Source organism: Balneola sp. (assembly GCA_002694685.1).
GTDB lineage: Bacteria > Bacteroidota > Rhodothermia > Balneolales > Balneolaceae > Gracilimonas.
This window is the reverse complement of sequence record NZMW01000004.1, coordinates 434,306-458,824: the sequence shown is the minus strand read 5'-3', so window position 1 is coordinate 458,824 and position 24,519 is coordinate 434,306. Positions and strand designations below refer to the sequence as shown.

Here is a 24,519-nt window from a genome sequence, read left to right as displayed (position 1 = left end):
TGTGGTGTTATTTGTAGAAAGGTGGTTTATAATTGGCTTCAGCTATTCCATGAAGTTCTATGTATTCAGGATCAATTGAATCCTGCTCTAGTATCCACTGCCAGCGTGCTGAAAATTCTCCAACATTGTCCTGGATAAGCTCAGTTTTAAAACCTTTGCTGTCTATTTCAAGAATAGCGTACTCATCTAAATAAACCTGATTCACTGCTATGTGATCAGATACCTTATTCACTACATCATTTACTTTAAATGCTACATTCTCAAATAGGAAGATCTGGCCTTCATCATTAGCCTTTAACCCCTCCCCCAATATCTTCTCAACTAAAAGTATATCCCTGTCTGTAATGTGATAGTATTTCATATTGGTGGTGTGTGGTGAATATCAAATGTTACCAACTTTGTTACCAACAATATAGGGATAATATTACGTCTTATGAAAGTATTAAATTACATAAATGCCTTATGAGAGGGTTGAGAAGTTATTTAATGGGGCAAAGCTAATCAGGGCTTTTCAATTGTTTGAGTCCTCTCTCGGGTACAAATAGCCCAGTAAAGCATTGTTTTTACTGGGCTATTTTATTATGGTGAAATTTGGGTAAAACTTTCTCAGTCTTTTCCTTTGGTGGAGTCATAGTTCTTGGCTGACCAGTTTCTGGATCTTGGCTAGCTCTGAACCGACCTCGTTCTATTACATACCTAATTCTGTCTACTTGATCATGGGTTATGTCCCTCCCTCCTTTCGGCTGATTCCAATAATCCATAACGTTGTAGCTCACAAAATTTTGTCCAGAACAAGATGTACGATTAGTGCTTTGTGAACCTGATTCATATACTTCCCGATCATATACTTTTGTGTCGCTTGCAAAATCAGTGTCTGAGTCACAAGCAGTGGGTCCAAATACATGAAATAACCCAAAGTAATGACCAACCTCATGAGGAAAAACCCAATTTCCTTCCCAAAGATTATCGAGTTCCAGAGCAATGCCTTCAATGCTGAGAGGGGTTTCATCATCGGTACACTCCAAACCTCCTAGGTTACTATCACAACTAAGCCTTGGGTAAATTCCCCAACTGTATCCATTCTTTGTATCTCCAATCCATACATTGATGTAGAAGTCAGGATCCCAGTAATGATCCCACATCCAGTCTTCAAATAAAATAGAATATTCGGTACCAGGCCTTTGGATCCTATTAATACCAGGCTCCTCAAGTTCTTCCCCTTTCGGGTTGACTGTAGCAAGTTTAAAAGACATCGCAGCAGGAGTAGAATTTGGAGTATAACTCAGAGATTCATTGCTAAATACCTGCCTTAACTTATTCAATTGGTTATCAATAACATCCTGAGAAACATTATATCCATCACCTATTTCTTCACCATCATGAACAATGTGAAAAATGATATTGAATTCTACTTCGGTAAGCTTTTGTTGTCGACGCACTTCTATAAGTAACGTATCTGAACTTATGCCTTCATACTCAGCATGAATTCTATAATATCCAGGTACTTCTGAACTGAATTTTTTTGGAGTACTTACTACTTCGCCATTTGAATACAACGTATAACTGGTTCCTATTTGTGCCTGCTCTCCGTTATCCAATTTACCCGTCACACTAATTTCTATCGGTATGAGATTCCCCGCTACACTTAGTAATTCGGAAGCCTCGATATCAAGGTGACTGATACGGGGCTCCGGATTTTTCTTAGGTCCGCTATCAATCAGATCACACCCTGAGAAAAGACCCAATAATAAAACAGAAATAATTAGCCTTAACATATCTATTGATCTTTAATCTCTTTCATCCACCACTTTAATGTTTCCGGAAAAGATGCAACCCAAACAGCTGAGTCATGACCGCTGGGGAATACATTCAATATTGAAGGTATTCCGTTTTCTTTTAGAGAATTATACAGTGACGCAAGATTAGATCTCATGGGTTGTTGCTCAAGCAGACCAACACTGAGGTAGTGCATGGCAGCATTTTCCCATCCTTTAACAGGTTCCTTTTTTACGGTCTCAGGCCCCAAAGAATTAGCTATTATTAGGCCAAATTTATCCGGCATTTCACGCCCAATAAGAAGTGCGAAATTTGCACCGCTTGAAACCCCATGTATCGCTCTCAACGTCCTGTCTTTAGATGCATTATATTCTGCTTCTATTATTGCCGGGACCTCATGAGTAAAATAATACTTATGAGCCAGATGATGATTAACAACTAAAAGGCTGTCTGCACCCGGATACTCACCAACCCCTTCATGATATTCGACCGTTCTGTAATCATTGGTTGGGTTATAGGGTTTATTACTATTAACCAGCCCTCGTCGCCCCCATATTCCTACTAATATAACGGGAGGCAGCTCTCCAGACTTAATCAGTGGATCTATAATTTGTGCATATTTCCCAACTCCTTGTCCATCTGCAAAATATACTACCGGATATGTTCCATTTTCAGGTGCTTTACTCGGTTTATAAATGGAAATTTTTCGCCATTCCTTCAGCGTATCACTCCATATAGAATCGATTTTAATGATACCGTTTAGATCTTCAGTAATTTCCTGTTTAGCCTCGGCATTTTTGCCCCGCCATATACGAATGGTTTCATCATCCGTGACAAATGAAGCGCCCTTTTGATAGGAAATACTTGTGGAAATCAGGGCTGTATCCAAGCCGGGTATGTTAAGAGAAATAGCCCAGATATCTGTGTTTTCAAATCTTGAAAGCGGTAGCTGTATTCCACCCATTAGCTGTAGACTTTGTATAGATTCATCATCAAGACGGTAGGCTGCCGACCACGTGTTTCCATTACTCCATATCGAATAATTACTTGAGTCAAGGTAAGCTCGAGCCTCATCTAATGAGGGATTCTGCGTGATTCGGCAGGCTGTTTTATCGCTATCAATTGATTCTGAACAATCGGGGAATGATCGCCAGGAAGGTATCTTTTCTAAAATAAGATCCTGTGAGTGGGCGATATCCGAGAATAACAGAGCTACTAATATTCCAAGTAAGCATATATTCTGAACTAGTCTTTTACTAATCATCTGAACATTGACCTAAATTTAATTCTGAAATATCTGATCTGATATTTGTTGAACTATATCGAGTGTAGAAGGTGACTTAAAAGGCTTATTCATCATTTTTAGCTGGGTAATCACATATTCAGGATTTTCCAAAAAATGGCTGGTTCCTGGTAGTACGTTGAGGTTTGCATTCGGAAGTAGCTTAAATAACTCAAGCGTATGCTCGATTTTGACAGCGTCACGGTCTCCTACCATAAGCGTTACCGGCATAGAAACCTCTGTGATTTTGGAATCAGGAATTGCTTTTTGCTCCGCCATCAGCTTTACTTGTAGCCGCATATCAGGAATGGGGATTTCTTCATATCGATTTACCATCCCCACGATTTCAGGTAACATCGCCGTGGTGTCCAGTCGTGTATTTGCACCGGATATTAACATGCGGTCAATTTTTTGAGGGATGGTATAGCCTAACATCAAGCCAACTATTCCTCCATCACTATGCCCCCATATTCTGATCTTTTCATAGCCAAGTTCATTAATTAAGGCTGTTAACTCTTTGGTAATGAATTCATAGCTCAATAGGTTTTCATTGCAAGAGCTTTGGCCGTGGCAAGGGCTGTCAACCGCTATCACTTCGTATTCTGATACCAGCTCGGGGAGTAAACGATACACACTTTTTGTGGAACCTCCGTTGCCATGGAGAACTAACAAAGGATTGCCTGATCCAAATTTTTCATAGTGTAAGGTGGAATGCTGAGTTTTAAATTCAAAACTTTGTCCTTTTACTCCATTGCTTAAAACTACATCTTGAGCTAATACCTGGGTCCCCAAAAAAAGAGAAATCAATACTAAAAGAATACGCTTCATAATACTTGCACGTCTTAAATGATTTATTGAAATCATATTCTAAGCAAATGAAAGACGCATTAATTGTAAATATCCGACAATCTCGGATAGATCAAGGAAAACTCTTTCCAAATGCCTGATCATTTTTTGTTATAAGTCGCTTTTGCAAACTGGGTATAAATTCCTTGTTGCTGAATAAAATCGGTTACTATCATACTGCCATCGTTCTGTAAAGCGTAAACCGTTCGGCCTTGCTCGGTATCAGATCTGCCCCAATCTACGCTTAACGTATTGCCTTCAACCTGACCTTTGAGGGGAAAACTTATCCCTCTTACATCAAACCAGGTACCGGTCCATCCCTTTTCTCCCGGACGATACATTGCGATAGCATTAAATGTGACAGGACTGCTATTCTCAGGGGTTCTGCTATTTTGGAATGTAAGCTTTAAGAATTGCCCACCCAGCTCCTTTTCCCAACGCATATCGAAGGTAGCTTCGGAGCCCATTAAATTGCCCGTACCCTGCCAGCTGCCTATAAAGTGTTGCGATAGGTTTTTCTGAGCAGTGACATCATGGTTCATATACACTGTGGATATCAATATGATCAAGGTTACAATTATTTTTCTCATCACTAATCCAATTCAGTCTAGTATTTATGTTTGTACTATTTTTATACCGTTAACACCATGATAACTTTTTAAAGTTTGATCCGTATTTCTCCGGTGATATGAGTTTATCTAAATAATTAGGCGTTTAATTGTAAATATCCGACACTTTGATTCCGATAGAGAAAATACCTCAAGACCATTCGGTTGCATTACATATTGACAGATACCAGTTTTATGATTTTAGTAAACCGGCCTACCTGAAAACAGTGCCTAATGGTAAATTTGATGTTTACTTTATTTTAGAGGGTAGCTTTTCGGTACTTGATCAATGTGATGGCACTTTTAAAAAAGCTCCCAATACAGGGCTATTCTTTGCCAGTAATGATTCTTCTCTACTTCGTATTGATGCGGGAATGAAGTGCATAAATATTAAAATGAAGATCTCAGTGTTGGGTCACCCTGAGTTTAAACTTCCCAAAACCAACAAACTTCTGATCCCCTTTTCTTTCCCTTTCAGTCCTGAAGTCCAGGATGAAATCAGAAAACACTTAGCCAATCGACAGGAAGGATTTGAAACAGAATGGTTAGACGCTCTATTTAAAAGAATACTATCTCCTATCCCCAAAGAAGGGAAAATTTTAAAAGTACTGGAGGAATTCACAGACCTTAACAATGAAGATATAGGGTCAATTTCACAGTCCCTTTTTATGACAACCAAAAGCCTCTATCGATTTGTAAAGAAACATTTTTCACTTTCTCCAAAACAGCTCAAAGATGTAATCAGGTTTGATTTGACAACTTCACACCTGAAGAAGAATCCCTCCACCAATCTGGTCGAAGCTTTATCATTTGGCTATTATGATCAGTCCCACTTTGTGAAAGAATGCCGAAAAATAACCGGTATGCCTCCTAAAGAATTCTTTTCTGATATGCCTTTTACCACCAATGATTTGATATTAGAACACATCAATAAAGGCTGACAATTTCTGCGAGAACTAAGTCATTCTTTGGCCAAAATTTCCCTTTCACATTCCATAATCTGGTTCTGTCTGTTTTTTACAATTTAAGCTCGGGCAATCCTGATAGTTTATTGAACTCTATCTGGCGAACTTAAACTATTGTAACAGCCAAATAGTGCTTTAATAAATTGAAATGAAGTTCTCACATTTTATGTCTTTTAGAATCCCATCAGCAATATCATCAAAAAAATATTCTCTACTCCTGTTTCTAATCCTTCCTTTTCTACTTCTTGATAGTATTCAAGCTCAAACAGCTGACCAAATCATTCAACAAATGGCTGCTGAAATGGGAGGTATTGAAACCCTTGCACCAATCCAGTTTATCAAATCCACTCATGTTGGGCATAAGCACTGGATCGAACAATCTGAAAATCCAAAAGGGCCTTTTATCACTTCTTATGAAAGAGCTACCGAAGTGAGGGCTCTTCAGGAAGATAAGATTCATCAGGAGTTGTCAGTCACCCAGTTTCAGTTTAAGCAACCTGTTGAAAGTGTTTCCCTGATAGCCGGAAATTCTGGCTACATGAAATTCGGAGAACGCAATTATCCTATGCCTACAAGTTACTCCGGTGAATTTTTAGAGTGGATTCGGTACGATCCGGTTACTGTTGTTCAAAAACTCCTTAAATCAAATTCTCTTCAAAAGAAACCGGATGTAATTATTGATGATATACCTCATTTCGTGATTGATGCTACCTTTGATGAAAGTTTGCACAGGTTGTATATCAGCCAAGACACCTACCTGATCTCAGAAATTGACTTTATAACTACCCTTCCCAATGATCAGTTTTATGCCCTCTGGGGAAGTTTTAAAACGAACGTGAAATTCTCTCTTTATAACTTTTTCGAAAATGGGGTTAGGTACCCTATGCAGTGGGATATTTACCGCAGGGATCTGAAGTGGAAGTCATCAACAATTCTGGATATCGATTTTAAGCCTGAAGTCCCGGACAGCTTATTTATTACTGATCAGCAACTTTTTGATACCGGCTCAATACACGATAAAAAAGCAGATTTTTCTTCTATTCAGGAAATAGCCGATGGTGTGTTTTTGTTACCCGGAGCCTGGTTTGTCAGCTGGATTATACATGAGAACGAGATCGTAGTTATTGAAGCGCCAATCAGTTCTTCATACAGCTCAAGTGTCATTGATTATTTGTCATCTACCTATCCTAATAAAACCATATCTGCTGTTATTAATGCATCAGATGCTCATCCCCATATCGCTGGTCTGAGAACCTATGCTGCAAAAAATATCCCTGTTTACAGTTCTTACCGGAATCAGGAATTGATCGAAGAATTATTCGAGGCGAATTACTCAAAACATCCGGATGTGCTATCGGAAGTCTCTCACCTGCCTACTGTTGCGCCCGTTAAAACCAAGATGAAATTAAATGACCGAATTGAAATCTATCCTGTTGAAGGCGAAGGGGGTGCCCGCATGCTGTTTGTTTATCTAAAGAATGAAAAACTATTATATGCTGCTGATTTGATTCAGAAAATTCCGAATGGCTCTTTTTTTATGCCCCAATATCTTACTGAAGTAAAAGATGTGATTGAACGTAATCAGCTTAACGTTGAAACGGTTTATGCACTCCATACACCACCTATTCCGTGGCAATCTGTTGAAACTTTTTTAATGGACTTCAGTAGCGCTCAATAGCTTGTTGAGCCAAACCAAAATAAAATCTTGACATCCAAGCTATGTTTTGCAGAACGGCCATTTTTCTATTCTCTTTTTTTCTGATCACTGATCTTGCTGCCCAAAATGCACAGCGGCTTCAACCAGAGCATTTTCAGCCTTACACAACATACTTTGAAATTGAAGCTGGAGTAATTAACGGGGCAGATTCTTTAATCCTGGAAGTTTCAGAAAGCCAGTTTCTCTCATTAGGCGAGTTACATAATCGTGTTCAATTAAGTCTATTTACTTCCGCTTTACTGGATACTGCGACCTCTTTTGGATTTAGTTATTTCGCAGTTGAAACAGGACCATATGCGGCCGATAAATTGGAGAACCTGATAGAAGAAGATCCTGACAGGGTTTCAGAATTCTATGATGAATATTCCAAGAATCTATTCAACATTTACCCTATTCCCTTTTTTACAGGAAAAGCTGATCTGAAAATGCTGGAAGTGGCTAACAAAAATGGATATGATTTATGGGGGATTGATCAAGAGTTCTCTTTCGCAATTCCATACTTACTAGATGAACTTGCAGCCCAAGCCGGTGAACTAACACCTGATCAACAAAAACTTTTGAGAAAGCTACATAGGAAGATTAACCGGAAACAATTACGGGCACAGATTTTCAGAAGTTATGCCTTAGCATGTAACCTCAAAAAATCAGAGCTCTTGAACTCCTACCTTGACTCTCTTGAAAAAAATGATGCCCAGATTTTGATGATTATTGATTCCATACAGGAAAGCCTCAACATCTACTGCTTATATGAAGAAGGTAGTTATAATCTTAGCAACCGAACTCGAATAGCATATTTTAAATCCAATTTTGATAATAAGTTTGCTCAAGCGCTAGACGAAGACTCCGAGCCCAAAGTAATCCTTAAGATGGGCAGTTATCATTCGGGAAGAGAGCGAAGCCCACTTAACTATCTTGATATGGGTAATCATATACAGCATCTATCTGACAGCTTAGGAAGTAAGGCGTTATATCTGCGTTTTCTAAATCGTTATATCGATGGCGAAGATATGATGGATAATAAGAATTATTCGCTCTCTGGAAATTTTATGAGTGTTGGAAGTAAAGATCGGTGGGCACTTATTGATGTAAGACCGCTTCGAAAAAAAATTCTTAATAAAGAGCTCACAGGTTCAAAATTTGAGGTTCGGGAGATCATCAATTACGACTATATCGTAATCATGCCTGATGATTCTTCTGTAGAAAAGCACTATTAATTATGTTGATTTCAAAATTGTCGTTTTTTTCCAATTTGCTTTGGGTTCTGACTTTTAATTTGGTTCAAATTATCAACCTAATATAAGTTCATGAAAAACCTAGTCCTGCTTTTATTATTTGTACTAAGTACATCAACCTCAGTAATCAGTCAAAATTTACAAGACCTTAACTGGATCAGTGGTTACTGGACAGGAAATACCCAGGGAGTTGCCATGGAAGAACTCTGGACTCCCGTAGCCGGAAATATGATCTTGGGCGTACACCGCGATGTTGTTGGAGAAAATTCTGGCTTTGAATTCCTGCGTATCACAACAAAAGACGACGGCACCATTGTATACCTTGCATCTCCTTCTGGAAAAGAACCTACTGAGTTCACATTGTCGGAATTGACTTCAGAAAAAGTGGTTTTTGAGAATCTTAGCCACGACTTCCCACAACGTATTATTTACAGCCGTGCCGGAGATAAACTGACAGCCAGAATTGAAGATGAAAGTGGAGAAAAAGGAATGCAGTGGTCTTGGACTAAAATGGAGTTAAAATAGCTATGAGAATAATTAAGATCGTATTACTATTAGGGCTTTTAAATTCATTAAATGTCTGTGCTCAAAAAGCACAAAAACAATATAATCCTGAAGGTTTAACCTACCATAGTATTGGTACAGTTCTGGGCTTTACCATTGCTGCTCATGATATGCCAAACATGGTCGAATTTTATAGAAAGGTTTTTAATGTCGATTTTTCTGAAAAAACCATACAAGGATTTACCCTATTTGAGGGTGAGTGGTTAGGATTGAATTTATTAATCTGTCCCGCTGAATTTGCACAAAATACGGCCCAACAAACACGGCATCAGTTAGATATCGCCGTAACTGATTTTGATCTTATTATAGAAAATGTGCAGCAATTTGGGGGATCATTATTAGGAGAGGTTACCGTTCAGGATGGAATTCGAAGTGTCGGTATTCTCGATCCCGACAAGAACTCCATGATTATTATGGAAGCCCAGAAGTAGGATAGCTTATCTTTTACCAATCTTATCCGTTTTCGTAGAAGAGATGAGTGAAACTGAAATTAGAATCAAAGAAATCCTTTGGAGTAAGTCCGGTATACTTTTTAAAATCCTTAATAAAATGGGCTTGGTCGTAGTATCCGTTATCATACGCAAGCTCAGTAAGTGTATTATATTCTTTGTTGATCATCTTATGTACTGCTGTTTTCAACCTGATGATCTTTGACAGTTGTTTGAGATTTACACCTACAGTATCCGTAAACCTCCGCTCCAGAGTACGTCTGCTTACCGAGCTTTCTATAGGAAGCTCATTGATTTTCTGTCTACCCTGACTTGAAATAATTGTATTCACGGCATCATTGACAATAGAATCTGCAATTGCAGAAGATTCAAACGTAGCCGTCAGGTAATGTTCAATAAGCTTTATTCGCTCCTCACTGGTTGAAGCATCCAGAATTTTGGATCCAAGAGATAATCCTTCAGGCCCTAAAACCTTATCCAATGGTACCGCAGAATCCTGAAATTCTTTAGCTGCCATTTGTGATATGGGTTGTAAGCCCTCCGGTTTGAACCTGACAGCAAACATTCCGGAATCGCCTGAAGGTTCAATCTCAAGCTTCTGAGTCAGTTGCCCAAAAACGAAACATCGCGGTTGCTTGATCTTGCTTCCATCCGGCAGGTATTGGTAATAAAAATCTCCATAATGAAAGATCATTTCCATGCATCCATCGGGAACAATGGTCTGCTTTTCATTAATCTCTTCACTTGTGCCTTCCAGCACCCAATAACATTTCAGGATAGATTTTAAATCATCACTGGGTTCAAACTCTTTATAAATCATTTTCCCCTTATAGCTTTAGTCGGACGCTCAAAATACAGCATTGGTTTGCAACAATACGAATTGTCTGTTTTATACAATTACCTCTGTGGAATTGCTTTTAAGTTCAGGTAAATCGATCTCAAAACTGACTCCAATGTCATTGAAATTTCTACCATATCTACTCTTTCTAATATCCTTGTTACCTGAAATGGCCTTTACTCAAGACAAGAAATTTAACCCGTGGGAAATAGTTTTTAATATTGAATATTCAAATCCAGGTCGTTCTACCTACGACTTTAACATCTTCAAAACCAATTCAGAGATTGAATATCATTCCCGGACAGAATTCAGACCTTCGATACAAATTGGAATTAATTACCATTTAAGCCGATCGTTTTTTCTATCTGGTCGTGTTGGGTGGGTAGATAATGGACACCTTTCAAATCGATTAATAGTTCCCGAATTTGATGAAAGCACCTACAGTTATCGGGCACTTTTTTTGAGTACCGGAGCTGGAGCTGGATACAACACCCCAAAATTCTTTAAGAGCTTGAATATTGAACTTTCAACATACCTGGTGTTGAATACTTTTATCAAAGAAATAAGTGAGGAGCCTGAATTCGATTCCATTGATATTTTTCGATGGAGAAACTATTTGAGTACCCGTTCGAACCTTGGAGTGAAGTACCATCTTTCAGAAAAAATTAAATTATATACCGGCATCTCGTTAGACTATAACTTCACCCCAACTACTAAGAAAGTTCAACCTCAAGACAGTATTAATAATAATATTCTAAGGTCTTCATTTAAGCTCGGAGTAAGCTATCGCCCTTAGATTAACCCACACCATTTTTTGCAAACAAAAGTAGTTTTACTGAATCAACAATGGTTGATAGTTTTCAACTCTTAAAATTTTCAAGAAAGGGAACAGACTTCGGTGTAGTCTTCTCTAAATCTTTCCATCCATATTGGTTTTGGCAACCTCACTTTGGGTTGATATGGCAGAAGCTTTTCCACCTCTTTTTATCCAACGGAAGATCCCGTACACCATCAGTGCCCAAACTACGAAGATGAGCTCCAATAAAATCAAGTAGGTTGGCCATTCTGGTAGCAGGCTGAAAAAGGTAGTTCCAGGTGGCTTACCCATAACATACAGGTAGTTACTGCTCAACAATAGATTAATTCCACCAATAAAAAGTGCCACCATATTTAATGCAATGACTGAACGACCAACATCACGAATTTCTAACTCCCACTTCCACTCAATAGCTGGGTACAGTGCCACCAGCACCAATAAAAGGTGCACCAACCAATAGCGGATAGCATCATAATGGAAAAGGGAATATTCTATAGAAGGGGTGAAATTTGCCTGTGACACGCCCAGTACTACCCAAAAGAAGATAATGGCCCATGTATTTCTGTCACTTTTCAAATACACCCACACAAGTACAAAGGGAAGAAAATTACACATATGAAGAGGGATGTCATGAGTAACATCAAAAGTACCTGTGTATATGTTCAAGGGAATCTTCATAAGCTGAGATGAAGATATCAGCAATGCTATAGCCAAGAGAACCTTACGCTGATATTCGGGACTCCTTCCTTTCATAAATGGAATAAACCAGGCACAAAAGAATACAAAAAGAGCGAGCACTACAAAGTGCTCAACTGAATAAGGCAAAAACAAGTTTGTATTATCAAAAAAGGTGTTCAAAAATGGTGCTGATTGGTATTAATAGAAGTCGAATTTTTTTATATCGATTTTTGACTCCAGGAATTCAGGCTAAAAAAACAAAAAAATTAGATTATTTAATCAAGTATGAGAAAATATTTTTTGTTACTACTCAAGTTCCCAGAATATACACTGGTCAAGGTAAAACTAATCACATATATTAGGTATACTTTATATAACATTTAGATAGTTTTATTATGCAGTCACCAGTCACAACTCAATATCGTGAATTTGAAAAAATAGCAACCAGTATTTTCGAAGATGCTTCACTTGCATCAGCCTTTGTCGCACAAGAAATAGCTTCAACCATTCAGGCGAATAATAAGAATAACACGCATACTGCTCTAGGTTTAGCGACAGGGTCGACCCCGGTAAAAGTATATGATGAACTTGTCAGAATTTACCGTGAAGAAGAAATAGATTTTAGCCGGGTTTTCACCTTTAATCTTGATGAGTATTACCCGATGAGTCCAGATTCTCGTCAGAGTTATGTGACCTACATGAAGGAGTATTTCTTTGACCATGTGAATATCCCAAAGGAGCAAATCAACATTCCTGATGGAACACTTAATAAGAATCAGGTGATTCCCTTTTGCAAGTCTTATGAGAGAAAAATCAGGGATTTAGGAGGGCTGGATATACAAATTTTAGGGATCGGAAGAACCGGTCATATTGGCTTCAACGAACCCGGATCTTCCATTCACTCTGAAACCAGGCTTATAGCTCTGGACAACCTGACAATATTGGATGCAGCTAGTAGTTTTTATGGGGTTGAAAATGTTCCTAAGCAGGCAATCACAATGGGAGTTGGTACCATCATGAATGCCAAGCGTTTACTGCTCATGGCTTGGGGAGAAGGCAAGGCGGATATCATCAAGAGAACGGTTGAGGGTGAAATAACCGAACAAGTACCTGCTACTTATCTTCAACATCACAAAAATGCGGAAGTAATTCTTGACCAAGCCGCCTCGGCAGAACTTACCAAAATCAAAACTCCCTGGCTGGTTGGTCCTATCAAGTGGAGCGACGCTCTGATTAGAAAAGCTGTTGTTTGGTTAAGCCTAAAGCTTGGTAAGCCTATTTTAAAGCTCACAGATCAGGATTATAGTGAAAACGGCATGAATGATATCCTTACTGATTTTGGGGACTCCTACTCTATCAATATTCGGATTTTTAATGAAATTCAGCATACCATCACGGGCTGGCCAGGAGGTAAACCTGAAGCTGATGATTCAACCCGTCCCGAAAGAGCAAAACCTTACCCAAAAAAAGTGCTGATTTTCAGTCCCCACCCCGATGATGATGTCATATCAATGGGAGGCACTTTTATACGGTTAGCCGACCAAGGGCACGAAGTTCACGTAGCCTATCAAACATCCGGTAATATTGCTGTTTTTGATGATGAAGCACTTAGGTTTGCTGATTTTGTGACTGATTATAATGATGCCTTTCATTTCAAAGATGAAAGTGTACTTCAAACTTTTGAAGACATCCGAGCGTTTTTAAAGCAGAAAGAATCCGGGGAAGTAGACTCCAAAAAAGTCAAAACCATTAAGGGGCTTATACGCCAGGGAGAAGCCAAAGCCGCATGTCGGTTTATTGGTATACCCAATGAGCAGATTCATTTCCTTAATCTCCCTTTTTATGAAACGGGTAGAATTCGAAAAAAACCAATCGGTAAAGACGATATTAGAATCGTGAAGGAGTTGATTGAAGAAATTAAACCCCATCAAATTTATGCTGCGGGAGATCTTTCTGATCCTCATGGGACACATCGCGTATGCCTGGATGCCATCTTTAAAGCTGTAAACATTTTAAAAGATAAAAGCTGGATGAAAGACTGTTGGCTGTGGTTATATCGCGGGGCCTGGCAGGAATGGGATATTTCCGAAATTGAGATGGCAGTCCCACTCAGTCCATATGAGAAGAACAGAAAACGTAGCGCAATCTTTAAGCATCAATCCCAAAAAGACCGCCCTCTTTTTCCTGGTACGGATAAAAGAGAATTTTGGCAGCGGGCGGAAGAAAGAAATCAAAAAACAGCCGAACTTTATGACCAGCTTGGACTTGCAGAGTACGAAGCCATTGAAGCTTTTGTGCGACACAAATTTATTTAATGTGAAAAATACACTTTCATATCTGTTAATAAGCTTAGCAAATAAGTTTTTAAAGACTTATGGATAATAATTTTCGAATAAAAATAGCTGACTATTAGTAGAAATTAAGATTATTGGGTATATTAGGTATAGAATAATTAAGAAAAGCATATACAGAAAATATGGCTATAGATTTTCAGGATTCCACCCCGCTCTATGTTCAAATTGTTAAGGACATCAAAACTAAAATATCTAGTGGCAAGCTTGAAATTGGGGAGCAGTTAAAAACGCACAAAGAACTTGCAAAAGAATATGATGTGAGTTTGATCACTGTTAAAAGTGCATTGTCTTCATTAATTGATGAAGGTTATTTATTTAGCCGTGTAGGAAAAGGGACTTTTGTTGCCAAAAAGGAAGAAAAGCATTCTATTTCTCAACACGACTCAGTAGGGTTAGTTCTTCAGGATCTCAAAAATCCTTTCTTTTCGCTAATAGCACATATGGTTGAAGAGACCGCTTACTCCAAAAAGTATAACCTGCTTCTATCTAACAGCTCAAGTAAAATTGAGAAGGAAGAGGGTCAGATTAAACACTTTAAGGAAATGGGAGTAAAGGGATTGATCATAGCAACTTTCCGAAAAAAACCCCACGCACCTGAAATTATCAGAAACCTGCACAATGAAGGATACCCTTATGTGATGGTTTCTTACGTAGCTGATGAAGACATTTGGTATGTTGGAACCGACCATGAAGGCGGTGCTCATATGGGAACCAAACACCTTATAGATCTGGGATACCAAAAAATTGGTTACATCAATAGTCATACAAAGAATGCTCTAGGGCAAGTAAGACATGAGGGCTTCAAGCGAGCTTTAAAAGAAAACGGAGTCCCTTACGATTCAAGCCTAAACCTTAGCCCTACCTTTCCAAATTCAATGGGTGGCTTTGACACCGGCTATAAACTTGGTGATGATTTTGATAAGATGGATAATAAGCCTGAAGCGTATTTCTCGTATAACGATCTCACCGCACTTGGATTTATAAAACGCATACAGGAGCTGGGATACAATGTTCCCGAAGATGTTGCTGTAGTTGGTTTCGATGATATTGATCAAGCTGATTATGCCAATGTACCTTTAACTACTATTCACCAGCCAGTTGAAAAAATTGGAGCGGCAGCTATTGATACATTAATCAGCAGAATTGAAGGCAAGGATGCGGATGCTCATCGTATCATTTTTCCGCCAACCCTGGTAGTCAGGGATTCGTGTGGAGCTAAACTACATGAGAAAGTAGAGCAAAGCTAAATAGCTGAATACAAATTTGAATTAATCTACTCTGGTACGTCCAGCTTTTCACCATTAATTCGGACATTCTCATATCTGAGATCTTCAACATATGCCACATTCTGCGGAGTATCTGCCTGAAGAACCTCAAGATTAACTACTCTTATATTCCTTGCAGGCATTTGCTGAATCCCCAGAATTTCTATGCCAACTCGTGATTGCTTTGCGGTTACATTTTCAATCACAAAGTGTTCGTATTCAGCCGGGTAATTCCCTCCCCGATGAGAATGGTAGTTGATATGAAAGCGTAATAAGATATCTGCTTTTTCCACCTCTGTGTTTCTGACAAAAACATGGCGTATGTAGCCACCACGGTCCAGATTTGATTTGAAATATATTGCTGAAGCTACTTCTCCCAGCCTATTACTCTCCATATATATATTCTGTACTCCGCCCGACATCTCACTCCCAACGGCCAGCGCATTATGTCCTTCCATATAATTATCACGAATAATAATCTTTTCACTGGGTTTTGCCACCCGCCATCCATCCTGATCTCTACCAGACTTGATGACAATACTATCATCACCTGTCGAAAAACTATTGCCTTCAATTAAAGCCAGTGTGGAAGAATCGAGGACTACCCCATCGTTATTCAACCGATAACTTTTCACCGTTACGTTTCTTAACGTAATCTGTGAGCTATAAATAAAGTGATTAACCCACATGGGTGAATTTTTAATTGTAATGTCTTTCACCAAAATCTTTGTACTAGAAAAAAACTGAATAAAGCTAGGCCTGAGGTAATCGTCCAGACCAAAAACCCGCTCATTTACAGGAACACCTTCTGCCCCCATTTGTCTGAGTCTGTTTTGTGCTTCATCTTGTTTATCCCGCCATGTTGCAAAGCCATGCTCAGCATTTCCATTAAGCGTTCCCCCACCTGTAATAGCAACATTGTGCGCTTGATAAGCATAGATCAATGGAGAAAAGTTAAAAGCCTCGGTGCCCTCCCATCGGGTTAGCACTTGGGGCAAATAGTCTTCCGGGTCGTCACTAAAAACCAACTCAGCACCCTTTGAAATATGCAGGTTGACATTACTTTTCAAGTGAATAGGCCCCTTCACATACCACCTACCTTCAGGAATAATGACCTTCCCTCCACCCTCATAATTAGCTCTTTCTATGGCTTTCTGGATTGAAGGCAGGGCATTGGCAGTATCAGACTTGAAATCAGTAATCAAAAACTTGCGTTCAGGAAACTCAGGCAAGGTAATTGTTTTCTCTATTTCATCAACCTTCTGCCAACCTGTAGTTTGAGCCTGGACTGTGGTATAACTTATTATCCAGATCAGAGCCACTACCGGAAGAAATAAAACAGAAGTTTTCTTCATCTATACAAAGCTTAGTAAATAGGCTAGCAATAAGTAGCCCATCACAATTATCCATGATATTCCGAACCCTTTCAAATCAACCTCATAATTTTTAAAGCTGAATGTTTTACGGAGATTAAGTAAATCTACAAGTAGCAGACCTTCCCCATTTTTTAATGCCATATTGTTATCTAACAGCTTGGTTTTTCCTTTTGCTTTAGGAATATCATCGGCAACGTCGCTTTCATCAGAATCAGGAATCAATGTTGCATCATCCAGATCGCTTTCATCAACGTCAGAAACTTTAATACCAGCCTCTTTAAGTCGGTCTTCGTGTCCAACAGGAGTATTTAACAGCGAATAGAATACGTTTAATTTATCCTCATCTTCTGGTTTTGTGAAGTAGCTAACTGTGATCATTGTTGCAAAACCAATCGGGAGATAAAGCGCTACTTGCTCCGGAAATGACCAGCCATAAAAGTCAGTAGTAAAAGCAAGAATGGCAGTAATAATCATTGAAGACCAAGCTCCGTATCTATTCGCCTTTTTCCAGAAAATTCCCATCCAGAATGCAATACCCAAGAATGCCATAATCTTCCAGATCAGGAATAATCCCTCAACTACCGAGGGAATATAAAGTGCGATACCAACTCCAGCCGCTACAACAGCTACGGAACTAACTCTGGCTACAGTTAAATAATGATCCTGATCAGCTCCTTTATTTAAAAAACGCTGGTAGAAATTTCTTGTAAACAAAGCCGATCCATTCACCATAAAATTATTACAGGCTGCTACCACGGCAGCAACAATAGCCGCAATCATCAGTCCAATAAATCCGGTAGGCAGCAACTCCAAAATGGCTAAGCCAAAAGCCTGCTCTCGTTGAGAAACATCTGCAATCATTAAAGAGGGAAATACCACTGCAATAAAAATCCCACTAAAAACCCATCCAAGAGTTACAAAACGCTTCAGGAAGTTTCCGTAAGTCCAACCACTTCTACAGCTGATCTCTGTTTTTCCTGAACCATTAATCGACATATGATGAGGCTGAACTACAACACCCACCAAACCATTAAGTACTGCCATCACAATAAAAAACAGTGTAACCTCTTCATTGGCAACCAGGCTAAACCAATCTTCTGGTAAAGCTTCGTGAACGGCCGCCATACCACCGGCTTGCTCCAGCGCAAATGGAATGAGTAAAAACGAAAGTAGAATAATGAAGAAACCCTGAATCAATTGTGTGCTTGCAGCGGCAACTAATCCTCCCAATAATCCATACAGAACAAAGAAAGCAACCATCCCAAAAACCGCCATTTCAGTGGAAATAACTCCTCCACTAACAGCTTCAATGGTCACGCCTGTACCTTTTAATACGACACCAATATTGGCAGCAAACCATGCTAAACCAACAAAAGCATAGGCTGCTCCCATACTGGTGCCATAACGTTCTTCGAAAAAATCACCAATAGTTATATAGCGAAGCCGTCGATAAATCGGAGAAATCAACCAATAAAAGGGAGTAGAAAATAGATACAACCACTGGTACCAAATTCCAGCGAGACCAATCTGTGAGGACGCACCAATAACTGCAACGGCTTGGTCAGCCCTCGTGCCTGCCCCAAATGCCTGGGCTATCATCAGTAATTTCCCAAACCGCCGGCCTCCCATGAAATAATCGCCGGTGGATTTAACGGCTTTATTTGAATACCAGCCGATAGCTGTGATTAACACAATATAGCCGGCAATTACAGTCCAATCTAAAAGGGTGATTCCCAGAAATACATTATCCATGATTATTCCCCTGCTCCGTCTAGATATCTTTCTACAGAAATGGCTGCATACAACAGAGCTCCCAATCCTCGGGGATCGCTTCTTCGGGTTCCCCAATTTGCATATTCCTCATCCGAAAAGAAGATAGGTGTACCACGTACAATACCAACTACATCTCCTTCCTCATTGATTTGCCGAGTAAGTGATGCCCAGCCTTTATTAATTGCTTCATCATAAGTAGCTCGATCCAGCCAACCTTCGGTTACACCTGTCGCAAATGCCCTAACGAACATAGCTGTGGCTGATGTTTCCAAATAAGTTGATGGGTCATCCAGTACCTGATGCCATCTCCCATCTTCAGACTGTACAGCTAGCAGCCCTTCCGAGTGACGAGTAAAAATCTCCTGTATTTCTTCTTTTTGAGGGTGATCCTCGGGCATGGCCAACAGTAGTTCTGTCTTAGCCATCATGGTCCAGCCGTTGGCCCTTCCCCACTTTGTGGACGAATGTTCTCCATTCTCCGAAAAGTAACCGTGCCAGTAGATATTCGAGAATTCATCCAAAAGATATTTATCAAACTTAATAACCTGGTCAACTACTTCGTCCATATATTTTGCTTCGCCGGTTAGTTCATGCATCTTCAATAGGACAATGCTTGCCATAAAAAGATCATCAGCCCAAACCGACATCGTGTCGGGAGTAAAGCGAGCAAAGGTGCCATCCGGCATCCGTGAAGCATCATTCATAATGTAATCAGTAACACGACTAGCCAGCTTGTATTCCTCTGAATCGGTGTCAACTTCATCTTGAGCGATCAACCGATTTACATAAGGCACCGTCTGCATGCCCATATCATCAAGTAAGGAAAAACGGAAATAGTGCCCGAATGGACTTTCTATCAATCCATAGTCCTCTCTCATCGCTTCAATATCTTCAATATTGTTGAGCAAGAAGTCCATATGCTGGTTGATGTAATCACTGTAATCCAAAGAAGAGAATTCATTGGATACATTGTTCATAGCATCCAGAAATGTTCCCCCGGAATAGTGCCAGTTTTGATAGGTTAGCCAGCCCGGCAAAGATTTAACCAAATGTTTTTTGGGAAGATCCCATCGCACCGACTCTCCATTTACTGATGTGAACTCAGCCGTCACCAACTCCTTTGGGCTCAATAATGGATTCATAAACTCCATCTCTTCTACCCTTTCTTGAACAGGGCCAACCCACCAATATCCATAGCCTGCTAGTTCTTCTTCCGTTGATGGGGCTTGTGCCTCCACAGCAGGGTGACTTAACCCATTATCCGAGCGAACCACATTAAAATAAATTCGATTTGGAACATCTGTGTTTCTCGGGGTGAATTTAATCGACAGCTGGTGTTCTCCATCCTCAAGATCAACCGAAAAACGATCTTCATATTCAAACAGTCCATAATCGATATTATCAAAATGTCCCGCGGAATTGGAAGATTCAGAGTAGATGGCTTCGCCATTTAGTTGAACTTTGATTGTACCAGCTGGATAAGTCAGAGCAAACTGGGATCCAAAATCATAATCTTCAACTCCTTCTACTGTAATCACTGACCGAGCGTAGTAAACACCTTGCTCTCCAGCAGGAAACTCTACCATAAAGACTCCATCCTGTTCAAACTCCTGAACGGCGGGTTCGAAATGGAATTCGGTTCCATTCACAATTACATCCGAAACGTGACGGGCAAACTCTTCTGGAGTCATCGCTGGTTCAGATTGCTGGCCGCAGCCTGCGAATATTGTAACGGTGACAAAAGCAGTTAACAGAGAAAAATATTTAAGGGTATTCATAATTGGTCGGTTTCAGATGAGAAATCGTTGATTTATCGTTTATAAATAAGTGGGTTTAAGTCTGTGGCAGCAACATCGCCAGGCTCAAGTCCGGGAAGAAATGCGTCTCTATCATCAGGATGGGCGGAATTTGTAAATTCACTTACTTTCACCCCGTCTTCCATGTAAATGATAGTCATAACAGCACGAACCTGATCAGAAATATTTGCACTGGCACGATGGAAAGTCCATCCTCCGTGAAAACTGATTTCTCCGGCATCGAAGCCTTCATCTACCAACTCCAAATTAGCATCAGACAATGCTTTTCTAATTCTCTCTTCGCTTTCATCGCTGATTTCCAGATCCCTGCCGAAATCATACTTGTGACTTTTCTTACTGAACGCGAGTGGTCCCATATCAGAAGTTGTTTTCTGAAGGGGAATCCAGGCGGTTATTGTATTATCCGTTTCCAGAGGCCAGTAAAATTGATCCGCATGCCAGGGTGTGATATTCTGGACTTTCTCTCCGCTTGGTTCTTTGTACAATGCCTGATCATGATATAACCTTACACCTTCTACCTGCATTAAGTCTGCAGCCAGTTTACCAAGCCGCTTACTCATTACTAGTTTTTTTATCGTTTCGTTAGTCTTAAAGAGATTACCGATCTGGATGAATGCTTTTTCGAAGGTCGAGCGCTCTTCCATTGGTTTTTTGAGTAATGGATTTTTCTCGTGAACTACTTTTGTAATCTCATGATTAAAATAATCCAGCGTTTCCTCATCCAGTACCTGTTTTAGCTTTATAAATCCATTCTCCTGATAATATTCGATGTCTTCAGGTTTCAATTCATAGGGTTCGTTTAATTTTTGCTCGATTTTATTCATGATATTTTCTCTATGATATTTTTTGCTGAGTGATTATCTAAGTAAAGTTTTGCATCTGGATGAAGGCGCAAAACTGTAGATGGACATTCTTCTGAGACAGGATGAAACAAGGTTTTTGATGCCGCAACGGCTTTGGCTGATCCCGGCACTACAACGGATAAGTAATCAGCTTTCATCAAAGTTGGAATAGTTAGAGTAACTGCAGTTTCCGGCACATCTTCCAGCGTTTTGAATTGTCCATCATTTACCTGTTGTTGTCTGCAGATTTGATCCAGCTCCACTTCTTTAAGTACTTTTGGGTCCTTAAAATCAGCGACAGGGGGGTCATTAAAAGCAAGGTGCCCATTTTCTCCAATTCCCAAACAGATAATATCGATATTAGCTTCATCGATGAGATTAGAGTAAGCCTCAAAATCACTTTGCATATAATGTACTGCGCCAAATGGTTTATGCTGGAAAAGATGTTCTTTCAAAAAATTCCCAAAACGTTGAGGGGCTTCATTCGGGATGGTATGATATTCATCCATGTGAAAAGCAGTGATTTTTTGCCAAGGGATATCTTCAATCTTGAGCAACTCTTCCAAGAATTCTTTTTGAGAAACAGCCGCGGCAAATACCATCCGAACTGATTCTTTCTCATCAGAAACTTTTTTAATTCTTTCAGCAACATCCTGAGCAGCTTGTTCCCCAAGACTTTGGCGGCTTTCAAAGAAAAAGACCTTTAATTTTCCAGCTATATATTTTTTAATAGTACTCACAATCGTATTCTTTCTATTCGATGATTTTATATCGGTTCTTATAACTGCGCATTTCAGAATCAGGTAAGCGAAAGCTAAAAGCCCAGTCTCCATCACCTTGAGTAATTCGAATCATTAAATGATTTCTGCCCTCCTTTAGCGGTAGGTATAGTTCATCTTCATCAAGAGTAAAAGGTCGTTCCACATAGTTTTCATGAACCGATTCTCCGTTTAGATATACTTCGATTCCATCGCTACTTCCGGCTAATGCCCGTACTTTCCGATCTTCCTGAATATCAATATGTGCGAAGGCATACATCACAACATTTTCGTCAGGATTATGAAGTTCGTCGAGATCAACTTTTGCAAAGTATGGGGTATTAACCCTTCTCCAGCGGTACTTCACATCATCATAGAAAAACTCTTCCGTCACATTTGGGAAGGTTGCTTCAATACCGCTCATATCTTCCAGATGATCTACACCCGGATCTTTAAAACCATCAGGATTGGGAATTGGCTCAATCATCAGCCACCCCTGGAAGTACCACCCTTTACTCTCCTGGATATCAAGACGGATTTCTGATGGCGGGGGCAGTTTTTCACCCTTATCAAAATCATAAGTTACGCTTAAAACAGAGTCTCGTAATTCAGATAGGTTTGCAATCTGAGCATCATACTTCTCAATTACTCGATCTAAGGCGTATACTCTGTTTTCCATAGACCATAGGTATTGATTTCGGGTCTTCAGCTCAACCAAATTAGCGTAGGCTTGTGAAATCAGACCATATGCCTCTACCAATTTTGCACGTGTTGCCATTCTATCTTCATCCTGAATAGATACTGCTTCGGAATAGTTAGATGAAGCTTTCACCAAACCGGGTCTGCTTGTAGCAATAAACTTATACAAATCGATGATATGCTGGATATATAAAATATCTTCTTCATAAATCAGAGGAGTGTAGTTTTGCAAATGACGCTCTGCTTTCTCCACAATTTCCATCACCTTAGGCCAGTCCTGAATATTCATCAGAACGGTCTCTCCTTTTTCAGGAACTACTTTAGCCCAAATAATATCTTCATTCATCTTCTCCGTTGACTTCAAATTTGCCAACTCGTTTAGGGAATGAATGGCTTCAGAGAGTCCATTTCCATCTGCTCCATATACCACCCGATTAAATCGAGTGTCGTAAGTATCATCATCGAAATTACTGTGCCAGCTTTGGTCAGCCGCGTAAGCTACTCCGTACCAGTCTCTGGAGAACAGTGCAAAACCGCCATCATCCCAAACCGTATTCAGCATACCCCAGACACCTTGTTTGACTGATTCTTCCATGAACCCACCAATATTTCCTCTTGCTACATTAAAATCAGGAATAGTGCTGTAGGAATTTAAAATCCCGGTTGAAACCAGCTGTGTGAAACCGGCTTCTTTAAATGGGATGATTCTATGGGAGTAGTCATCAAAAATATCGTAACCCCAGGTAATCAAAATGATATCCTTTGGGAGCAACTCAAGAAGCTTTGGGTGATCCAAAGCAATATCGCCCCACATCATCATCTTCTTACCCATACCTGTGATAATCTTGTGGATTCTTTTGATGTGATTAGCATAAACCACTTCCATCCCTAAACTGTCTACCATTGCTTTGGAAGCGCCGGTCCCCAAATCAAAAGTCTCATCGGAATTGATGTGGAAATAATCAGAGTGAAAAGCGGGAATCATTTCAGAGTAAATATCTTCCAGCAATTCATAGCTTTCCTCAAAAGCAGGAGAAAGCAGCATTCCACTTTCACCTAAGTGGGCGTATTCAGGATGCTGAAGGATTTGATCGAAGTGTCCAAAAGACTGAAAATTCCCAACCAGATCTATATGATATTTTTTTGCATAATCGGCTAACTCAGCCCATTCCTGGATATCCAGCGCACCTCCGGGAGGAGCAAATGCTGGATGGCTTTCTGTCTCAACCACATTCTCTGTGTAATAGGTCAGCATATTGATTTTCATCTCTGCCATTCGCTCAATCTGCTGGTGCATATATTCTTTAGTAGGAACCGGTCCCCGGCTGATATCATCCATCATTCCACGGATTTCAAGATCCGGCCAATCGGTAATCTTCATGGCAGGAATTTCTTCTTCTGCTCGCTTGGTTCTCAGCAGCTGTTTAAGGGTTTGAACTCCGTAAAAAGCACCTTTTTTGGTATTCGCAGAAATCAAGACCAGATCTTTAGACACCAATAGCTGGTAGCCTTCATCTCCAATTTGGTCATTTCTACTTACACTATTCGTTTTGGCTAGTCGATCAAATTTATTGCTTTCACCATGAACCCCAACCACAATTTTCCGATTCGCTTTTGCAGAAATTTCCTTACCCAAACTTTGCTGGAATTCTTTAGATAATTGCTCTTTTAGAAAAGCTTCTTCTCCAGTATCGCTTAGATGAAATTCAATTGAAATATCACCAGAAAGAGAAAATGCGCCTTGCTTGTATTCAACCTGCTGGGGATTTGGAACCAGATTTATGTTCTGTTGAGCTACTGCTGTACTCAACCATAATGTGGTAAGTAGAACTGCAAATATAATGTTTCGGATTGCTTTCATAG

22 protein-coding genes are annotated in these 24,519 nt (G+C 39.8%); 9 read left to right on the top strand and 13 right to left on the bottom strand.

Translation table 11 applies throughout. The annotated features are described in order from the left end of the window. Positions 1–7: 7 nt before the first annotated feature. The 5 genes from CL667_07520 to CL667_07500 all read right to left on the bottom strand — a co-directional run bounded on the left by CL667_07520 (position 8) and on the right by CL667_07500 (position 4,494). Positions 8–361, bottom strand: coding sequence for a hypothetical protein (locus CL667_07520; protein ID MAL17545.1), 354 nt, complete (start codon positions 359–361; stop codon positions 8–10). A 202-nt stretch (positions 362–563) separates the two neighbouring features. Next, positions 564–1,775: a hypothetical protein gene (locus tag CL667_07515; protein MAL17544.1), complete on the bottom strand. Its 1,212-nt coding sequence runs from the start codon at positions 1,773–1,775 to the stop codon at positions 564–566. A gap of 2 nt (positions 1,776–1,777) precedes the next feature. Beyond that, complete coding sequence (locus CL667_07510; GenBank protein ID MAL17543.1) at positions 1,778–3,040, bottom strand: hypothetical protein; 1,263 nt, start codon at positions 3,038–3,040, stop codon at positions 1,778–1,780. An 18-nt stretch (positions 3,041–3,058) separates the two neighbouring features. Continuing rightward, positions 3,059–3,922, bottom strand: a complete 864-nt coding sequence (locus tag CL667_07505) for a hypothetical protein (protein ID MAL17542.1) — start codon at positions 3,920–3,922, stop codon at positions 3,059–3,061. 83 nt (positions 3,923–4,005) lie between these two features. Then, entirely contained in the window at positions 4,006–4,494 is a 489-nt protein-coding gene (locus tag CL667_07500; protein ID MAL17541.1) for a hypothetical protein, read from the bottom strand. A gap of 146 nt (positions 4,495–4,640) precedes the next feature. Between CL667_07500 and CL667_07495 the strand changes: the two genes are divergently transcribed. The 5 genes from CL667_07495 to CL667_07475 all read left to right on the top strand — a co-directional run bounded on the left by CL667_07495 (position 4,641) and on the right by CL667_07475 (position 9,421). Further along, positions 4,641–5,453, top strand: a complete 813-nt coding sequence (locus CL667_07495) for a hypothetical protein (protein ID MAL17540.1) — start codon at positions 4,641–4,643, stop codon at positions 5,451–5,453. Between the two features lie 190 nt (positions 5,454–5,643). Continuing rightward, positions 5,644–7,155, top strand: coding sequence for a hypothetical protein (locus tag CL667_07490; GenBank protein MAL17539.1), 1,512 nt, complete (start codon positions 5,644–5,646; stop codon positions 7,153–7,155). A gap of 41 nt (positions 7,156–7,196) precedes the next feature. Further along, positions 7,197–8,408: a hypothetical protein gene (locus CL667_07485; GenBank protein ID MAL17538.1), complete on the top strand. Its 1,212-nt coding sequence runs from the start codon at positions 7,197–7,199 to the stop codon at positions 8,406–8,408. 90 nt (positions 8,409–8,498) lie between these two features. Beyond that, positions 8,499–8,951, top strand: a complete 453-nt coding sequence (locus tag CL667_07480; GenBank protein MAL17537.1) for a hypothetical protein — start codon at positions 8,499–8,501, stop codon at positions 8,949–8,951. Between the two features lie 2 nt (positions 8,952–8,953). After that, positions 8,954–9,421, top strand: coding sequence for a hypothetical protein (locus CL667_07475; GenBank protein ID MAL17536.1), 468 nt, complete (start codon positions 8,954–8,956; stop codon positions 9,419–9,421). 22 nt (positions 9,422–9,443) lie between these two features. Here CL667_07475 and CL667_07470 read toward each other — a convergent pair whose 3' ends face one another. After that, positions 9,444–10,259, bottom strand: coding sequence for an AraC family transcriptional regulator (locus CL667_07470; GenBank protein MAL17535.1), 816 nt, complete (start codon positions 10,257–10,259; stop codon positions 9,444–9,446). A gap of 175 nt (positions 10,260–10,434) precedes the next feature. Between CL667_07470 and CL667_07465 the strand changes: the two genes are divergently transcribed. Beyond that, the gene (locus CL667_07465) at positions 10,435–11,073 is read left to right on the top strand and encodes a hypothetical protein (protein ID MAL17534.1); all 639 of its coding nucleotides are present in this window, start codon (positions 10,435–10,437) and stop codon (positions 11,071–11,073) included. A gap of 114 nt (positions 11,074–11,187) precedes the next feature. Here the strand turns inward: CL667_07465 and CL667_07460 are convergent, their stop codons facing one another. Then, the gene (locus tag CL667_07460; GenBank protein MAL17533.1) at positions 11,188–11,952 is read right to left on the bottom strand and encodes a TIGR02206 family membrane protein; all 765 of its coding nucleotides are present in this window, start codon (positions 11,950–11,952) and stop codon (positions 11,188–11,190) included. Positions 11,953–11,954: 2 nt separating this feature from the next. Here CL667_07460 and CL667_07455 point away from each other — a divergent pair, with 2 nt between their 5' ends. From CL667_07455 to CL667_07445, 3 genes are all read left to right on the top strand, one after another. Beyond that, positions 11,955–12,134, top strand: coding sequence for a hypothetical protein (locus CL667_07455; GenBank protein ID MAL17532.1), 180 nt, complete (start codon positions 11,955–11,957; stop codon positions 12,132–12,134). 33 nt (positions 12,135–12,167) lie between these two features. Then, entirely contained in the window at positions 12,168–14,087 is a 1,920-nt protein-coding gene (gene nagB / locus CL667_07450) for a glucosamine-6-phosphate deaminase (GenBank protein ID MAL17531.1), read from the top strand. Positions 14,088–14,248: 161 nt separating this feature from the next. Continuing rightward, positions 14,249–15,373, top strand: coding sequence for a hypothetical protein (locus tag CL667_07445; GenBank protein ID MAL17530.1), 1,125 nt, complete (start codon positions 14,249–14,251; stop codon positions 15,371–15,373). Positions 15,374–15,399: 26 nt separating this feature from the next. Here the strand turns inward: CL667_07445 and CL667_07440 are convergent, their stop codons facing one another. From CL667_07440 to CL667_07415, 6 genes are read right to left on the bottom strand one after another with little or no spacing between them, the layout of a single operon-like run. Then, positions 15,400–16,746: a hypothetical protein gene (locus tag CL667_07440; protein ID MAL17529.1), complete on the bottom strand. Its 1,347-nt coding sequence runs from the start codon at positions 16,744–16,746 to the stop codon at positions 15,400–15,402. Beyond that, positions 16,747–18,519, bottom strand: coding sequence for a hypothetical protein (locus CL667_07435; protein ID MAL17528.1), 1,773 nt, complete (start codon positions 18,517–18,519; stop codon positions 16,747–16,749). 2 nt (positions 18,520–18,521) lie between these two features. Then, complete coding sequence (locus CL667_07430) at positions 18,522–20,318, bottom strand: hypothetical protein (GenBank protein ID MAL17527.1); 1,797 nt, start codon at positions 20,316–20,318, stop codon at positions 18,522–18,524. Between the two features lie 32 nt (positions 20,319–20,350). After that, complete coding sequence (locus CL667_07425; protein MAL17526.1) at positions 20,351–21,181, bottom strand: phytanoyl-CoA dioxygenase; 831 nt, start codon at positions 21,179–21,181, stop codon at positions 20,351–20,353. Further along, the gene (locus CL667_07420; protein ID MAL17525.1) at positions 21,178–22,032 is read right to left on the bottom strand and encodes a glucosamine-6-phosphate deaminase; all 855 of its coding nucleotides are present in this window, start codon (positions 22,030–22,032) and stop codon (positions 21,178–21,180) included. The genes CL667_07425 and CL667_07420 overlap by 4 nt, the downstream gene beginning before the upstream one ends. Further along, positions 21,953–24,517 carry a hypothetical protein gene (locus CL667_07415; GenBank protein ID MAL17524.1) on the bottom strand — a complete coding sequence of 855 codons (2,565 nt, stop codon included), beginning with the start codon at positions 24,515–24,517 and terminating at the stop codon, positions 21,953–21,955. Before CL667_07415 ends, CL667_07420 begins: the two co-directional genes overlap by 80 nt. Positions 24,518–24,519: the final 2 nt, after the last annotated feature.

Excerpts from the sequence above, each read along its gene's own strand:
- CL667_07475 (MAL17536.1), top strand. The coding sequence starts at position 8,954 with ATGAGAATAATTAAGATCGTATTACTATTAGGGCTTTTAAATTCATTA.
- CL667_07470 (MAL17535.1), bottom strand. The coding sequence starts at position 10,259 with ATGATTTATAAAGAGTTTGAACCCAGTGATGATTTAAAATCTATCCTG.
- CL667_07445 (MAL17530.1), top strand. The coding sequence starts at position 14,249 with ATGGCTATAGATTTTCAGGATTCCACCCCGCTCTATGTTCAAATTGTT.
- CL667_07480 (MAL17537.1), top strand. The coding sequence starts at position 8,499 with ATGAAAAACCTAGTCCTGCTTTTATTATTTGTACTAAGTACATCAACC.
- CL667_07420 (MAL17525.1), bottom strand. The coding sequence starts at position 22,032 with ATGGAGACTGGGCTTTTAGCTTTCGCTTACCTGATTCTGAAATGCGCA.
- CL667_07455 (MAL17532.1), top strand. The coding sequence starts at position 11,955 with ATGGTGCTGATTGGTATTAATAGAAGTCGAATTTTTTTATATCGATTT.
- CL667_07485 (MAL17538.1), top strand. The coding sequence starts at position 7,197 with ATGTTTTGCAGAACGGCCATTTTTCTATTCTCTTTTTTTCTGATCACT.
- CL667_07435 (MAL17528.1), bottom strand. The coding sequence starts at position 18,519 with ATGGATAATGTATTTCTGGGAATCACCCTTTTAGATTGGACTGTAATT.
- CL667_07520 (MAL17545.1), bottom strand. The coding sequence starts at position 361 with ATGAAATACTATCACATTACAGACAGGGATATACTTTTAGTTGAGAAG.
- CL667_07425 (MAL17526.1), bottom strand. The coding sequence starts at position 21,181 with ATGAATAAAATCGAGCAAAAATTAAACGAACCCTATGAATTGAAACCT.
- CL667_07430 (MAL17527.1), bottom strand. The coding sequence starts at position 20,318 with ATGAATACCCTTAAATATTTTTCTCTGTTAACTGCTTTTGTCACCGTT.
- CL667_07440 (MAL17529.1), bottom strand. The coding sequence starts at position 16,746 with ATGAAGAAAACTTCTGTTTTATTTCTTCCGGTAGTGGCTCTGATCTGG.
- CL667_07500 (MAL17541.1), bottom strand. The coding sequence starts at position 4,494 with ATGAGAAAAATAATTGTAACCTTGATCATATTGATATCCACAGTGTAT.
- CL667_07490 (MAL17539.1), top strand. The coding sequence starts at position 5,644 with ATGTCTTTTAGAATCCCATCAGCAATATCATCAAAAAAATATTCTCTA.
- CL667_07515 (MAL17544.1), bottom strand. The coding sequence starts at position 1,775 with ATGTTAAGGCTAATTATTTCTGTTTTATTATTGGGTCTTTTCTCAGGG.
- CL667_07415 (MAL17524.1), bottom strand. The coding sequence starts at position 24,517 with ATGAAAGCAATCCGAAACATTATATTTGCAGTTCTACTTACCACATTA.
- nagB (MAL17531.1), top strand. The coding sequence starts at position 12,168 with ATGCAGTCACCAGTCACAACTCAATATCGTGAATTTGAAAAAATAGCA.
- CL667_07505 (MAL17542.1), bottom strand. The coding sequence starts at position 3,922 with ATGATTTCAATAAATCATTTAAGACGTGCAAGTATTATGAAGCGTATT.
- CL667_07510 (MAL17543.1), bottom strand. The coding sequence starts at position 3,040 with ATGATTAGTAAAAGACTAGTTCAGAATATATGCTTACTTGGAATATTA.